13 protein-coding genes are annotated in these 15,242 nt (G+C 73.0%); 10 read left to right on the top strand and 3 right to left on the bottom strand.

Features of this window, described 5'->3' with window-relative positions; all coding sequences use genetic code 11:
- Positions 1-17: 17 nt before the first annotated feature.
- The 7 genes from FEF34_RS08485 (at position 18) to FEF34_RS08450 (ending at position 9,199) form a co-directional block, all read left to right on the top strand.
- Positions 18-1,193 (top strand): NAD(P)/FAD-dependent oxidoreductase, encoded by a 1,176-nt coding sequence (locus tag FEF34_RS08485; RefSeq protein ID WP_234042330.1) that lies wholly within the window; start codon positions 18-20, stop codon positions 1,191-1,193.
- On the top strand, positions 1,190-1,504 hold the full coding sequence (locus FEF34_RS08480) for a (2Fe-2S)-binding protein (protein WP_138052599.1): 315 nt from the start codon (positions 1,190-1,192) through the stop codon (positions 1,502-1,504). The genes FEF34_RS08485 and FEF34_RS08480 overlap by 4 nt, the downstream gene beginning before the upstream one ends.
- Positions 1,485-3,101, top strand: a complete 1,617-nt coding sequence (locus FEF34_RS08475) for an FAD/NAD(P)-dependent oxidoreductase (protein ID WP_138052598.1) — start codon at positions 1,485-1,487, stop codon at positions 3,099-3,101. Before FEF34_RS08480 ends, FEF34_RS08475 begins: the two co-directional genes overlap by 20 nt.
- A gap of 332 nt (positions 3,102-3,433) precedes the next feature.
- Positions 3,434-4,339, top strand: a complete 906-nt coding sequence (locus FEF34_RS08470; protein ID WP_138052597.1) for a dihydrodipicolinate synthase family protein — start codon at positions 3,434-3,436, stop codon at positions 4,337-4,339.
- A gap of 413 nt (positions 4,340-4,752) precedes the next feature.
- Positions 4,753-5,754, top strand: coding sequence for a proline racemase family protein (locus tag FEF34_RS08465; RefSeq protein WP_138052596.1), 1,002 nt, complete (start codon positions 4,753-4,755; stop codon positions 5,752-5,754).
- Positions 5,755-6,520: 766 nt separating this feature from the next.
- Complete coding sequence (locus FEF34_RS08455) at positions 6,521-7,234, top strand: GntR family transcriptional regulator (RefSeq protein WP_138052595.1); 714 nt, start codon at positions 6,521-6,523, stop codon at positions 7,232-7,234.
- Between the two features lie 513 nt (positions 7,235-7,747).
- Positions 7,748-9,199, top strand: coding sequence for an MFS transporter (locus tag FEF34_RS08450; RefSeq protein WP_138052594.1), 1,452 nt, complete (start codon positions 7,748-7,750; stop codon positions 9,197-9,199).
- A 24-nt stretch (positions 9,200-9,223) separates the two neighbouring features.
- Here FEF34_RS08450 and FEF34_RS08445 read toward each other — a convergent pair whose 3' ends face one another.
- Positions 9,224-9,376: an ATP-binding protein gene (locus FEF34_RS08445; protein WP_138052593.1), complete on the bottom strand. Its 153-nt coding sequence runs from the start codon at positions 9,374-9,376 to the stop codon at positions 9,224-9,226.
- 268 nt (positions 9,377-9,644) lie between these two features.
- Here FEF34_RS08445 and FEF34_RS08440 point away from each other — a divergent pair, with 268 nt between their 5' ends.
- On the top strand, positions 9,645-10,574 hold the full coding sequence (locus FEF34_RS08440) for a sensor histidine kinase (protein ID WP_138052592.1): 930 nt from the start codon (positions 9,645-9,647) through the stop codon (positions 10,572-10,574).
- A gap of 255 nt (positions 10,575-10,829) precedes the next feature.
- Here FEF34_RS08440 and FEF34_RS08435 read toward each other — a convergent pair whose 3' ends face one another.
- Positions 10,830-11,627: a response regulator gene (locus tag FEF34_RS08435; RefSeq protein ID WP_138052591.1), complete on the bottom strand. Its 798-nt coding sequence runs from the start codon at positions 11,625-11,627 to the stop codon at positions 10,830-10,832.
- 251 nt (positions 11,628-11,878) lie between these two features.
- On the opposite strand from FEF34_RS08435, the gene FEF34_RS08430 reads away from it, so the two are divergent.
- Together FEF34_RS08430 and FEF34_RS08425 are read left to right on the top strand one after the other, a co-directional pair.
- Positions 11,879-12,859: a DUF5996 family protein gene (locus tag FEF34_RS08430; protein ID WP_138052590.1), complete on the top strand. Its 981-nt coding sequence runs from the start codon at positions 11,879-11,881 to the stop codon at positions 12,857-12,859.
- 1 nt (position 12,860) lies between these two features.
- Positions 12,861-13,331, top strand: a complete 471-nt coding sequence (locus FEF34_RS08425) for a VOC family protein (protein WP_138052589.1) — start codon at positions 12,861-12,863, stop codon at positions 13,329-13,331.
- 210 nt (positions 13,332-13,541) lie between these two features.
- On the opposite strand, the gene FEF34_RS08420 is transcribed toward FEF34_RS08425, so the two are convergent.
- The gene (locus FEF34_RS08420; protein ID WP_138052588.1) at positions 13,542-15,071 is read right to left on the bottom strand and encodes a helix-turn-helix domain-containing protein; all 1,530 of its coding nucleotides are present in this window, start codon (positions 15,069-15,071) and stop codon (positions 13,542-13,544) included.
- Positions 15,072-15,242 lie beyond the last annotated feature (171 nt).

The following is a 15,242-nucleotide window of genomic DNA, read 5'->3' as shown; positions in this document are numbered from 1 at the left end:
TGTGACATATTACTGCCGTGCCCACCGGATACCCTCCCGGTCCCCTGGACGCCGTCATCGTCGGCGCAGGCGTCGTCGGAGCGGCCTGCGCCCACTACGCGAGCCGCGCCGGCCTCGTCGTCGCCGTCGTCGACCGCGGCTCCGTCGCGGGCGGCACCACCGGCGCCGGGGAAGGCAACCTCCTCGTCTCCGACAAGGAGGCGGGCCCCGAGCTCGACCTCGCGCTGCTGTCCACCCGGCTGTGGCGTGAACTCGCCGAAGTCCTCCCACCGGAGACCGAGTACGAGCCCAAAGGCGGTCTCGTCGTGGCGCCCGACGAGACCGCCCTCACCGCACTCCGCCGATTCGCCGAAGCCCAAAGCGAAGCCGGCGTCGAGACACACGAAGTTCCCTCCCACGCTCTCCGCGACCTGGAACCCCATCTGACCCCCGGCCTCGCCGGCGGCTTCCACTACCCCCAGGACGCCCAGGTCCAGCCCGCCCGCGCCGCCGCCCAACTCCTCGCCTCGGCCCGCCGCTCGGGCGCGGTCGTCCACCTCGGCGAACAGGTCACCGCGGTCCTCACCCACCCCGACGGCACCCTGCGCGGCGTCCGCACACCGCACCGCGAACTCCACGCCCCCGCCGTCGTCAACGCCACCGGCACCTGGGCAGGCGACCTCGCCCGCCTCGCCGGCACGCACCTGCCCGTCCACCCGCGCCGAGGCTTCGTCCTCGTCACCGAACCCCTTCCACGCGTCGTCCGCCACAAGGTCTACGCCGCCGACTACATCTCCGACGTAGCCAGCGGCTCCGCGGCCCTCCAGTCCTCCGCCGTCGTCGAGGGCACCCCCGCCGGACCGGTCCTGGTCGGCGCCACCCGCGAACGCGTCGGCTACGACCGCTCCCTGTCCGCCGAAGCCCTCCGCCGGCTCGCCCGCCAGGCCGCCGCCCTGTTCCCCGTACTCGCCGGTGTCCGCGTCATCCGCACCTACCACGGCTTCCGCCCCTACCTCCCCGACCACCTCCCCGCCATCGGCCCCGATCCGCGCGTCCCCGGACTGTTCCACGCGTGCGGCCACGAGGGCGCGGGTATCGGCCTCGCCCCCGCCACCGGGCTCCTGGTCGCCGCCGCACTGGCCGGCGACAGTCCGGCCCTGGACCTCCGGCCGTTCCGGCCCGAACGATTCGACCAGGCAGGAGCAGCGCAGTGACCACCACCCCGGCCCGGCTCGTCCGCGCAGAACCCGGCCCTCCGTACGAGATCAGCTTCGACGGGCTCCCCGTCCCCGCCCGGCCCGGACAGAGCATCGCCGCGGCCCTGTGGGCCGCCGGGATCCTCTCCTGGCGCACCACCCGCTACGGCGGCTCACCCAGAGGCGCCTTCTGCGGGATCGGCACCTGCTTCGACTGCCTCGCCACCGTCAACGGCCGCCCCAACCGCCGCGCCTGTCTCGTCCCCGCCCGCCCGGGCGACGTGATCACCACGCAGAAGGGAACCGGCCATGACGACCTCGCCGTCTGAACCCGGCACACCCCCCGGCGCCGCCCGCGGTGTCACGCCCTGCGACCTCGCCGTCGTCGGCGCCGGCCCCGCAGGACTCGCCGCCGCCGTCACCGCCGCCGGACTCGGACTGCGCGTGACGCTCCTCGACGCGGCCGAACACCCCGGCGGCCAGTACTACCGCCACCCCGCACCCGGCCTCCGCGCCGCCCGGCCCCAGGCCCTGCATCACCACTGGCAGACCTTCGCCCGCCTCGAACGCCGGCTGGGCGCCCACTCCGCCACCGGCCGTCTGCGGTACCTGCCCGGCCACCACGTGTGGAGCGTCCTGCCCGAACAGCCCACGGAAACAGGGGAGTCCTCCCAGGCTCCGGTCGCAGCCCCGGCCCAGGCCCCGGTCTGGCGACTGCACACCGCCACCGTCGAGGGCGCCGGCGCGGGCCGGGTCCCGGAGGACGGCGACCAGGACGCCGGCGGCCACGGCGACGAAAGACCCGTCACCGTCCGGGCCCGCACCGTCCTCCTCGCCACCGGAGCCCACGAGCACCAACTGCCCTTCCCCGGCTGGACCCTTCCCGGCGTCGTCGGCGCCGGCGGGGCCCAGGCCATGCTCAAGTCCGGACTCGTCCTCCCCGGCCGCCGGACCGTCGTCGCCGGCAGCGGCCCACTGCTGCTCGCCGTCGCCACCGCCCTCTCGTCCGCCGGTGCCACCGTGCCCGCGGTCGTCGAGGCCGCCGCATACCCCGCCTACGCACGCCGGCCGGCCGCCCTGTTGCGCAACCCCGGCAAACTCGCCGAAGGCGCCGCACACGGCGCCACGCTTCTCCGGCACGGCGTACGGGTCCTCACCCGCCACGCGGTCACCGCCGCCCACGGCACCGGCCGGATCGAGGAAGTGACGGTCGAACGGCTCGACCGGGACTGGCGGCCCGTGCCGGGCAGCGCCCGCCGCATCCCCTGCGATGCCCTCGCCACCGGCCACGGACTCGTTCCCCAGCTCGAACTCGCCACCGGACTCGGCTGCGCCACCCGCCACGCGGCCGACGGCACCCCCGCTCTCGCCCTCGACGACGAACAGCGCACCTCCGTGGCGGGCGTCTGGGCGGCGGGGGAGACCGGCGGGATCGGTGGCGCCGAACCCGCCCTGGCCGAAGGCGAACTGGCCGCCCGCTCCGTCGCCTGCGCCCTGCGCGGCATCCCGCTGCCACCGCGAGCGGCGGTCCTGCGCGGACGCCGGGACCGCCTGCGGGCCTTCGCCGACACGATGGCCGCCGTGCACCGGCCTGGCGAGGGCTGGACCGCATGGCTCGACGACGACACCCAGGTGTGCCGGTGCGAAGAGGTCACGGCCGGGGCGATCAGGCAGGCGGCCGGCGAACTCGGCGCGCATGACACCCGCACGGTCAAACTGCTCACCCGCGCCGGAATGGGCTGGTGCCAGGGCCGTATGTGCGGCCCCGCGGTCGCCCGGCTGGCCGGCGGGGCCCCGGCACCGGACCGCAGGCCCCTGTCCTGCCCCGTACCGCTCGGACACCTCGCCGGCCTGCCCGGGGACGGTCCGCCCGCCCCGGCCCAGCCACCGGACCGATCCGGCCCGCCCGCCCCGGAGGACCGCTGACCCGGGGAACGGCACCCGGGACTGCGCTCAGGCGGGACCGGCACCGTCCACCGGGTCCGCCCCGGTCGGCGACAGGGCCGGCCGAGGTGCCCGGTTGTCGCCCACGTGGGAACCGACGGCCCGCGATGGCCGGTCGGCGATGGACGGCCGCGGGCCGACGGACCGGAAGCCGACGGGCCCGAGGACCATCAGCCGACCAACCGCCGGCGGGCGGCACCGGACAGGAATCCGTCACCCGACGACACGTCAGAAGTTCACCGTCGCACCGCAGCTCCTCTTGTGGCGTCGGGGCACCGATCAGTAAAATGTCACACCTCACACTAGGAGTCGCCATGGCATCCGCACCCCGCCGCACACGTCCCTGGCACGGCATCATGGTCGCCACCGCCCTGCCCCTCCGCGACGACCTCTCCGTCGACTACGACGCCTACGCCGCCCATGTCGCCTGGCTCGTCGAGAACGGCTGCGACGGCGTCGTCCCCAACGGCTCCCTCGGCGAGTACCAGACGCTCACCGACGACGAACGCGCCCGTGTCGTGCGTACCGCTGTCGAGGCGGCGGGCGACGGGAGCCGTGTGATGCCCGGCGTCTCGGCGTACGGCTGCGCCGAAGCCCGCCGCTGGGCCGACCAGGCCGCCGACGCCGGCGCCGGGTCCGTCCTCCTGCTGCCCCCCAACGCCTACCGCGCCGACCCGGACACCGTCGCCGCCCACTACGCCGAGGCCGCCCGGTCCGGTCTGCCCGTCGTCGCCTACAACAACCCCCACGACACCCGCACCGACCTCACCCCCGACCTGCTCGCCAGGCTGCACGGCGAACAGAGCATCGTCGCCGTCAAGGAGTTCAGCGGCGACGTCCGCCGCGCCTACGAGATCGCCGAACTCGCCCCGGGCCTCGACCTGCTGATCGGCGCCGACGACGTCCTGCTCGAACTCGCCCTGGCCGGTGCCGTCGGCTGGATCGCCGGATACCCCAACGCCCTCCCCACCGCCTGCGCCACCCTCTACCACGCCGCCGTCGCCCGCGACCTCGACACTGCGCTACCGCTCTACAGGTCCCTGCACGCTCTGCTGCGCTGGGACTCCCGGACCGAGTTCGTCCAGGCCATCAAACTCTCCATGGATCTTGCCGGGCGCCCCGGCGGTCCGACCCGCCCGCCCCGCTCCCCCCTGACCGGCGAGCAGCAGACCGCCGTCCGCGCCGCGACTGAGAAGGTCCTCGCGGAAGGCCACCACTAGGGCGTGTGGCGAAAGTCCCGTCTGGGCGGGGGCCTCTGGCACGCACCCTCGCGGCGTTGTCGGTCGTCGGCGCAGCCCGAGGGCGTGTGGCGAAAGTCCCTCCTGGCCCGCGACGCCTGGCACGCACGCTCGCTGCGTTGTCGGAGACATCCGAGTACGTCCGGTACGAGGGTGATCCTCCGCCTTGCGATCTTCCCCTCGGCCGGAGGGCCTGGGGAGATCCCACCCCCTCGGCCGGAGGGCTGGGGGAGATCCCACCCCCTCGGATGGAGGGCTGGGGGAGACCCCGTGCACCAGACGTCGCAGACCCCGCCCTGCAAACACGCCCTAGCCGGAACCGACCGCACGGCACGAGACCGGGAACACGAGACCGGGAACACGAGAACGCGCAACACGCGAAGGGGACACCACCCATGCGCACCCGCCACGTCTACCACGCCGTCGACTCGCACACCGAAGGGATGCCGACCCGCGTCATCACGGGAGGGGTCGGCGTCGTCCCCGGCGCGACCATGGCCGAGCGCCGGCTGCACTTCGCCGATCACCTCGACCACATCCGCACCCTGCTGATGTACGAGCCGCGCGGCCACTCCGCCATGAGCGGCGCGATCCTGCAGCCGCCCACCCGGCCCGACGCCGACCACGGCGTGCTGTTCGTGGAGGTGTCCGGACTGCTGCCCATGTGCGGCCACGCAACCATCGGCGTCGCCACCGTCCTCGTCGAGACCGGCATGGTGCCCGTCACCGAACCGGTCACCACCGTCCGTCTCGACACCCCCGCGGGGCTCGTCTCCGCCGACGTCCGTGTCGAGAACGGCGAGGCGCGCTCCGTCACGCTCACCAACGTGCCCTCGTTCTGCCTCGGAACCGACCTCAAGGCCGACGTCCCCGGGTACGGCACCGTCACCTATGACATGGCATACGGCGGCAACCTATACGCCTTCGTCTCCCTCGACGCCCTCGGGCTGCCCTTCGACCGAGACCGCAAGGACGACCTCCTCGCCGCCGGCCTCGCCGTGATGGAGGCCGTCAACACCACCGCCGGGCCCGTCCACCCCGAGGACCCCGGCATCGCCGGCGTCAAGCACGTCTACCTCACCGCACCCGGCTCGGACGCCGCACGCTCCCGGCACGCCATGGCGATCCACCCGGGCTGGTTCGACCGCTCCCCGTGCGGCACCGGCACCAGTGCCCGCATGGCGCAACTGCACGCCCGCGGCGAACTGCCGCTCGGCCGGGACTTCGTCAACGAGTCCTTCATCGGTACCGAGTTCACCGGCCGTCTCGTCGGGGAGACCACCGTCGGCGGACTGCCCGCAGTGATCCCCACCGTCACGGGCCGGGCCTGGATCACCGGTACCGCCCAGTACTTGCTCGATCCGTCCGACCCGTTCCCCGGAGGCTTCCTCCTGTGACCGCGCCGTCCTCACCCACCTCACCCAACGCGCCGGCCCCAACCGACGCGCCGGCCCCAACCGACGCCGGCCTCGCCCGCCGCGCCGCCGGCCAAGAGCGCGCCGGCGTCCCCGGCTCCGCGGGCCGTCCCGGCCGCACCGGCCGGAACCGGAACGAACCCCCCGGCGCCGGCACCCCAGGGCCCGACCGGCGCCAGGCCGTTGACGACCGTCCGCACCACCGACCACCACACGGCCGGTAATCCCTTCCGCATCGTGGCCGGAGGACTGCCCCCGGTTCCCGGCGGCACCGTCGCCGAGCGCGGCGCCCACGTCATCGGTCCGGAGGAGCCGCCACGGCTCCCCGTCCCGGCCCCGCCGACGACATCCGCCGGCTCCTCGTCCAGGAACCCCGGGGCCACGCGGGGATGTACGGCGGCTTCGTGGTGCCACGGAACCACCGCCGACGCGGTCGAGGCCGCACTCCTCGGTGGCCTCGACCCGGAGGAGGGCCCGCACCGCACCCAACTGGGGTTGCCATCGGGACAGTTGGCGCTCATGTCGGCCGCCGCAGGCGGCCTCGCGGGGGTGAAGATCGCGGGCACCGTACCGGCCGACCCCGCCCGCGGGCTGCCGCGCATCACCGGCGGCTACCTGCTTCTCGACGGGGCGAGCCTGGGAGGATCTTGCCGTGGCCGCCGCAGTCCACAGCGCGGCCACGACCGAAGGGGGCGGGGAAAGGTGACATTGTACGCTTGCCCTCCACTGGATTCTCGGAGGAAGCGTTATGGGGGACCTGAAGCAGATCGGCCTGATCACCGCTCAGGAGCGGCTGCGCGACCAGGTCGCCCACGCCCTGCGGGCCGCGCTGGTCGCCGGTGAACTCCGCCCCGGCCATGTGTACTCCGCGCCCGGACTCGCTGCGGACTTCGGGATCTCCGCCACACCGGTCCGCGAGGCCATGCTGGACCTCGCCCGCGAGGGACTGGTCGAACCCGTGCGCAACAAGGGCTTCCGCGTCACCGAGGTCAGCGAGCGCGACCTCGACCAGTACAGCGAACTCCGCGCCCTGATCGAGGTGCCGACCATCGGCCGGGTCACGCAGATCGCCACTGAGGCCCAGCTCGAGGCACTGCGCCCGGTTGCCGAGGAGATCGTGGAGCACGCGGGCAACCACAATCTGATCGGCTACCTCGACGCCGACCGCCGTTTCCACCTCGGCCTGCTCTCCCTGGCCGGCAACGACCGTCTCGTCGAGACCGTCGGCGACCTGCGCAAGCGCTCACGGCTCTACGGGCTGACACGGCTCGACGAACTCGGCCTGCTGGTCGCCTCCGCAGAGGAGCACCACGAACTGCTCGACCTCATGCTCGCCGGTGACGAACTCGCCGCCGAGGAGTGCATGGCCCGCCATCTCGGCCACGTCCGCTCCCTCTGGGCGCAGGCCGGGAAGGAACCGGTGGAGCAGCCGCGCACCAAGCGCACCCTCGGCGCCCGCTGACGGAGGGACCACCACCGTATATTCCGGCGTCCCGGGACCCCGACCGGGAACCGGCACCCCAAACGCGGACCGGCACCCCGGCCCGAGCGGACCGGCGCCCCCGGGCGACAGAGCCTCGGCAGCCGTTGCCGCCCCCGTCCCCCGCGACGGTGCTGCCGATGCCCCGCCCACCTCCCCCGCAACCGGTGCCGCCGATGCCCCGCCCCGTCCCGGACACTCCGGCCGCCGGGGCGTCCCGCCGACCCCGAGTACCGGACGCCCCGGCCTCCGCGCGCCCCGCCGAACTCGAATACCGGACGCCCCAGTTGATCAACCGAGCCTCCACGCGGCCCCACATCTGATCAACTGGTCGACCTCTCCGGCCGGGCTTACGGTCGAAGGACGGATGCCCGACGTCCGACCAGGCAGCCACGCCATGACCACGCCCCCGCCCACCCCGTACCGCACACCGCCGCCCCCGCCCGGGGCGACGGAAACAGGATCGCGCTGCTGGTCATCGCCTCGTGCCAGTTGATGGTCGTCCTCGACGCCACCATCGTGAACATCGCCCTCCCGCACATCCAGCGATCGCTGCACTTCTCCACCACGGGCCTGGCCTGGGTGGTGAGCGCCTACACGCTCGCCTTCGGCGGTCTGCTGCTCCTCGGCGGACGCACGGGCGACATCCTCGGCCGGCGGCGGGTGTTCGTCACCGGCGTACTGGTCTTCGTCGTCGCATCACTGCTCGGCGGCCTCGCGCAGAACGCCCCGCAACTGCTTGCCGCCCGCGCCCTGCAGGGCGCGGGCGGTGCCGTCGCCTCCCCGACCGCGCTCGCCCTGATCAGTACGACGTTCCGGGAGGGACCAGACCGCAACCGGGCTTTCGGCGTCTTCGCCGCCGTGTCCGCGACCGGCGGTGCCATCGGGCTCCTCGCGGGCGGCGTGATCGTCGAATGGCTCGACTGGCGCTGGGTCTTCTTCGTCAACGTGCCCATCGGACTGCTCATCGTCCTCGCCGCCCCGCGCCGCATCCGCGAGTCCGCACGCCACCCGGGGCACTTCGACATCGCCGGCGCCCTGACCTCCACGCTCGGCATGGTGCTTCTCGTCTACGCCTTCATCCGCGCCGCCCAGGACGGCTGGCGGGACGGGGGCACGCTCGCGTCCTTCGCCTCCGCGGCCGTGGTCCTCACGGTCTTCGTCCTGGTGGAGACCCGTTCCAGGCAGCCGATCACCCCGCTGCACATGCTCGCCGACCGCAACCGTTCGGGCACCTACGGGATGATGCTCAGCCTCGCCGCGGCGATGTTCGGGATGTTCTTCTTCCTGACGCTCTTCGTACAGAACGTGCTCGGCTTCAGCCCGCTGCGGACCGGTCTGTCCTTCCTGCCCGTCAGTGCGGTGATCGCGACCGGAGCGGGCCTGGCCTCGCGTCTCCTGCCCCGGTTCGGGCCCAAGCCCTTCATGGTGACCGGGGCGCTGCTCGCCACGGCCGGACTGTCCTGGCTGACCGGTGCCGACGTCCACGCCACGTACGGGGGCGACATCCTCGGCCCGATGATCCTCTTCGGCTTCGGAATGGGGCTGCAGTTCGTCTCGCTCACCCTCATGGCGCTCTCCCGCGTCCCGCCGCACGAGTCGGGCGCGGCCTCGGGGCTGCTCAACACCAGCCAGCAGCTCGGCGGGTCGCTCGGTCTGTCCGTCCTGGTCACGGTGTTCGGTGTGGCGGCCGCGCACGAGACGGCCCGCCTGGCGCCGGAGTTCCTCGCCCGGGCGACCCCGCCGCAGCGGCTGTTCCACGAGCGCACCGGGCAGCTGCCGCCGCCCTGGGGCGACCAGGTGCTCGCTGCCGGGGCCAGTGCCGCGTTCGTACTGGCCGCGGTCTTCACCGGAGTCGCCGCGCTGATCGCGCTGCTCGTCATCCGGGTACGGCCCTCGGACATCGCGCGACTGAAGGGCACGGCAGGGCGGCCGGGAGGGCGCTGACGCACACCGCACCCACCACCGTTCTCAGGCCCCCGGCAGCTGGAACCACACCCACTTGCCGCGGTCACCCACCGTGGCCACGCCCCAGGACGAGGCCAGGGCCTCCAGCAGGTCCAGGCCGCGCCCCGACTCCATCTCGTCGGAGGGCGCGTCGCAGGAGCGGGTTCCGGAGCCCATGTCCGGCGCGCCGTCGAAGACCGCGCCGGTGATGGCCCCACGGCCGGGTCACGGGCCACGGCCACCTCGATGACCGCTCCGTCCGCGTGGCGGACCGCGTTTGCGACCACCTCGGACAGAAGACCGAGCGCAAGGGTCGGGAGGGCCGGGAGAGCCGAGTGGGTCCACGGCCGGTGGAAAGCGGCGAGAAGGGCGACTGGTCGTCGCGCCGGAAGGACGCCCCTGATCACCGCCGTCGTCGTGGTCATCGGCGTGGCCCGACACCTGGGTGAAGCCGTCGAACGGACTCCTCACCGGCCTGGCCACCCCTGTGGCCGCCGCCGCGTCCGGCCTGGTCGGCTCCCTGCTGTGGTGGCGCCGCCGCACCCCCGGCGCAGTCGCCCTCGCCGTCATGGCCGGCTACGTCATCGCCTTCACCTCGGTCGCCCTCGGCGTGGCCATGTACACCGTGGGGGAGACGTACCGGCGCGTCCGCACCCTCGCGCTGCTCGGTGCCGCCGGCTGCGTGGCGGGGGTGCTGGTGCTGTGGGCGGGCCCGCCGGGCTGGGATCTGCGGGAGGCGGGGTTCGCCCTCGCGTTCATCCTCGGGCCGCTGGTCGTCGGCTGCGCCGTCGCCATCCGACGCGACCTGGCCCTGGAGGCGCGGGCGACCGTCGACGCCCTCGAGCGCGAGCAGCACCTGCTCGTCGAACGGGCCCAGGTGGGGGAGCGGGCCAGGATCGCCCGTGAGCTCCACGACGTGGTGGCGCACCGAGTGGGCAACATGGTCCTCACCGCGGGCGCGCTCAGGGTCGGGGACCCGGCCCGCGATCCGGCCGTCGCCCGGGCGGCCGAGCTGATCAGAGGCGAGGGCCACCAGGCTCTGGAGGAACTGCGCGAGGTGCTCGGCGTCCTCACCGGGCCGGCACCACGGCCGGACGTCTCCCGGCTGCAGGCCCTCGTCGACCACGCCGGGCTGCTGGGCCGCCGTACGGTACTGCACGTCGACGGCCACCCGAGACCCTGCCGGACGCGGTTCAGCGCGCGATCCACCGCATCGTGCAGGAGGGTCTCACCAACGCCGCGAAGCACGCGCCGGGGGCGGACGTCGACGTTGTCGTGGAGTGCCGGATCGAGGGGGTGGAGGTGCGGGTCACCAACGGCCCGGTGGCGGGTCCCCGGGACGGCGCCCCGCCACCGAACGGGGGAAACGGGCTGATCGGACTGGGAGAACGGGTCGGCCTGCTGGACGGCACGTTCTCGGCGGGCCCCCGCGACGGCGGGTACCGCATCGACGCCTTCATCCCGCACCGCGACGCGCCGGCGGCCCCACGGCCGCGCCACCAGTAGCTCCCGAACCCCTCCCGAACCCCTCCCGAACCCCGCACCGGCCCTTCCTCCGCCCCGTCCCCCTGCCTCGCTCCTGCCCTTGCCCCAGGCCCGCCCCTCGCGTCAGGGATGCCCCGGCCCGACCTCAGCCCGGCCCCGGCCCGACCTCAGCTCGCCGGCGATCCGTACGGCGTCCCCGTCCCCGTCCCCGTCCCCGTCCCCCCGCCCCCGTGCCTGCCTGCGCCCCGGGTGTCCCCGACTCCGCCCCGGGCCGCCGCGTGACGCCCTCGTCAGCGCTCCAGCCCCGCCCGGTACGCCAGCCGGGCCGCCCGCACCCTGTTGTGCGCCCCAGCTTGGCCAGCAACCGGCTGACCTGGCCTTTGACCGTGCCCTCGCTGATGTGGAGCGCGGTGCCGATGTCGGCGTTGGACAGCCCTCTCGCGATCAGCCGCAGCACCCGCAGATCACGTTCCGTCAGCGAGTCCAGCACCTGCTGCTCCCCGACCGTCAGCCGTGCCGACTGCCCGGCGAGCTGCTCCAGGACACGCCCGGTCACCGCCGGGTCCAGCGCCGCCTTGCCCTCGGCGACCTGACGCACGGCGCGCAGCAGATCCTCCGGGGGCGTGTCCTTCAGCAGGAACCCGCTGACGCCGGCCTGTACGGCCTCGTCCACGTACTCGTCCGCCCCGAACATCGTCAGGATCAGCACCCGCGGCGGGCGCGGCAGCGCCCTGATCTCCCGGGTCGCCTCCAGTCCGTCCATACCCGGCATCCGGATGTCGAGCAGCGCCACGTCCGGGCTGAACTGCCGGGTCGCGTTCACCGCGCTGCGGCCGTCCCAGGCCTGGGCGACGACGTGCAGATCGTCCCCGGCCTCGACGATGTCGCTCAGGCCGCGCCGTACGATCTCACTGTCGTCGGCGATCAGGACATGGATCACCATGGCGGTCCTCCGGCACCGGTACCGGCACGGACGCGCGCCGTACGCGCCCTGCCCTCTCACCCTCACCCTCATCGTCGCCGTACGCGCGTGGACCCGCCAAAGCGGAACCCCCCGGCATGCCCCGGCGCAACGCCCCGCCGGCCCCACTTCCCCGGACCTCAACCCTCCAGCCCTCCGGCCGCGCGGTTGCCCGGTACCCCCCTCAGTGGCAGCGTGGTCGGCATCGCCCCGTTCCGACGGAGGGAGGCGGTATGACGGGGGAACACACCACCGACGCGCCGATCACATGGCCCGCGCTGCGCGTGGACGACTGGACCGCGACACGGGACACGCTCCACATGTGGATGCAGATCGTGGGCAAGATCAGGCTGGCGCACGCCCCACTGCTCAACCACTGGTGGCAGGTCACCTCGTACGTCAGTCCCCGCGGCCTGACGACGTCCGCGATCCCCTACCGGTCGGGTGTCTTCGACATCGAGTTCGACTTCGTCGACCACCGGCTGGTCGTCCGCACCAGTGAGGGCGACGTCCGCACCGTCGCACTCGAGCCCAAACCGGTGTCGGACTTCTATCGCGAGACGATGCGGACCCTCGGCGAACTCGGGATTCCGACGAGGATCCAGCCGGCCCCGAACGAGGTCGAAGTGGCCATCCCCTTCGCCGAGGACGACCGGCACGCCACCTACGACCCCGCCGCCGCACACCAGTTCTGGCGGCAGTTGCTGCAGGCGGACCGGGTGCTGGGCGAGTTCCGCTCGTACTACGTCGGCAAGGTCAGCCCGGTGCACTTCTTCTGGGGCGCGATGGACCTGGCCTGCACCCGCTTCTCCGGAAGGCCGGCACCACCCCACCCGGGCGGCGCGCCGAACTGCGGCGACTGGGTGATGGAGGAGGGCTACTCCCGCGAGCTGAGCAGCTGCGGCTTCTGGCCGGGTGGCGGGGAGGAGGGCGCCTTCTACGCGTACGCCTACCCCGAACCCGACGGCTTCGCCGACCACGCGGTCGCGCCCGATGCCGCGTTCTACAGCAAGGACAACGGCCAGTTCCTCCTGCCGTACGAGGCGGTCCGCACCGCCGGCGACCCCGACCGGGCCCTCGCGTCGTTCCTGCACACGACCTACGAGGCGGCGGCCGAGCACGGAGGGTGGGACCGGGAGGCCCTGGAGGACGATCCCGACCGGTGGGCCCGGCAGCGGCCGCGCCACCACCGACGCCAACGCCGAGGGGGCTGACATGCCCGGCCTGCCCGGCCTGTCCGACCTCCCGGCGCCGGAGACGGGGCTGTTCCTGACGCACTTCCTGACAGTGCGCGACGTGGCCCGTTCGCGCGACTTCTACGCCGACGTCCTCGGCGGCGAGGTCGTGCCGGCGGAGAACCCGGCCATCGTGAAGGCCCGCCAACAGCCGGGTCAGCATGAACCCGGGCGGCGGCCCCTCACCGGACAAGCCGGACGTCACCCTGACCGCACCCGAGCCGGGGGACCCCGTGTCGGCGTTCATGAACATCCGCGTCGCGGACATCGCGGAGTTCTCGCCCGGGCGAAGGAGAAGGGTGTCCGGTTCCTGACCGAGCCCCTCGACCGCAAGGCCGAACTGCGGTGCTACATGCAGGACCCGGACGGCCGTCTCATCGAGGTCGGCCAGGCGACCGGCATGCTGCGCGGCGTCTACGCCGACCCGCCGGCGGGGTCCGGGACGGGCTGAGGCCCGCCCGAGGCCGCCTCGGCGGTCCGCCCCGCCGCCGCCGAATTTCCCATGCCTGTGTTCCGATGACGCACCATACGGAGTGCGTGTCGAACGGAAGCGTTCAGTCACGGCCGGAAATCCCAGAAAAGCCCCAGAAGCGCCAACACGCCCCCCTCCTGGCGTTCATGCACGTCAGGAGGGGTATGGCGGCAGCTTTTCCCGAGGTGTTCAGATGTCGCGGAAGATCTCGATCTGCGCGCCCACCGAGTTGAGGCGCTCCGCCAGGTCCTCGTAACCGCGGTTGATGACGTACACGTTGCGCAGCACAGAGGTCCCCTCGGCCGCCATCATCGCGAGCAGGACGACCACGGCCGGGCGCAGGGCCGGCGGGCACATCATCTCGGCGGCCCGCCAGCGGGTCGGCCCCTCGACCAGGACGCGGTGCGGGTCGAGGAGTTGGAGCCGGCCGCCGAGGCGGTTGAGGTCGGTGAGGTAGATGGCGCGGTTGTCGTAGACCCAGTCGTGGATGAGGGTCTGGCCCTGGGCGACGGCCGCGATCGCCGCGAAGAAGGGCACGTTGTCGATGTTGAGGCCGGGGAACGGCATCGGGTGGATCTTGTCGATCGGCGCCTCGAGCTTGGAGGGGCGCACGGTCAGGTCCACCAGCCGGGTCCGTCCGTTGTCGGCGGTGTACTCGGGCGTCCGGTCGTGGTCGAGGCCCATCTCCTCCAGCACGGCGAGTTCGATCTCCAGGAACTCGATCGGCACCCGGCGGATCGTCAGCTGGGACTCGGTGACGACGGCGGCCGCGATCAGGCTCATCGCCTCAACCGGGTCCTCGGACGGGGAGTAGTCGACGTCCACGTCGATCTCGGCCACGCCGTGGACGGTCAGCGTGGTCGTGCCGATGCCGTCGACGCGTACGCCCAGGGCCTCCAGGAAGAAGCACAGGTCCTGGACCATGTAGTTGGAGGACGCGTTGCGGATCACGGTGACGCCGTCGTGGCGGGCGGCCGCCAGCAGCGCGTTCTCGGTCACCGTGTCGCCGCGCTCGGTCAGCACGATCGGGCGGTCCGGGGCGGCCGAGCTCTCGACGGCCGCGTGGTACTGGCCTTCGGTCGCGGTGATGTCCAGACCGAAGCGGCGCAGCGCGATCATGTGCGGCTCGATGGTGCGGGTGCCCAGGTCGCAGCCGCCGGCGTACGGCAGGCGGAACCGGTCCAGGCGGTGCAGCAGCGGGCCGAGGAACATGATGATCGAGCGGGTCCTACGCGCGGCGTCCGCGTCGATGGCGTCCATGTCGAGCCGGGCCGGCGGGATGATCTCGAGGTCGGTGCCGTCGTTGATCCAGCGGGTGCGCACGCCGATGGAGTGCAGTACCTCAAGCAACCGGTAGACCTCCTCGATCCGGGCGACCCGGCGCAGGACGGTGCGACCGTTGTTGAGCAATGAGCCGCACAGCAGTGCGACGCAGGCGTTCTTGCTCGTCTTAACGTCGATGGAGCCGGAGAGGCGGCGCCGGCCGACGACCCGCAGATGCATGGGACCGGCGTAGCCCAGGGACACGATCTCGCTGTCGAGCGCCTCGCCGATCCGCGCGATCATCTCAAGACTGATGTTCTGATTGCCGCGCTCGATGCGGTTGACGGCGCTCTGGCTGGTGCCGAGTGCGTCGGCGAGCTGCGATTGTGTCCAGCCCCGATGCTGACGGGCGTCACGGATGAGCTTGCCGATGCGTGCGAGGTAGTCGTCTGCCATAGGTGCAGGCTATCTCAGATATGAGATGAGACGTCCACTGGGGTGGACCATACGGGTGATGCCTGGCTTTGATGGTCCATCATTCGCTCAACTAAGACAAAACGGGCTGGGCCGTTCGGGAGTCGGGCGTCGCGTTTCCGGCCCCCGGAGCGCGCGCGGCCCGCCCGGCCG

The organism is Streptomyces marianii, assembly GCF_005795905.1.
GTDB classification, from domain to species: domain Bacteria; phylum Actinomycetota; class Actinomycetes; order Streptomycetales; family Streptomycetaceae; genus Streptomyces; species Streptomyces marianii.
This window is presented reverse-complemented; position numbering and strand designations above follow the sequence as displayed.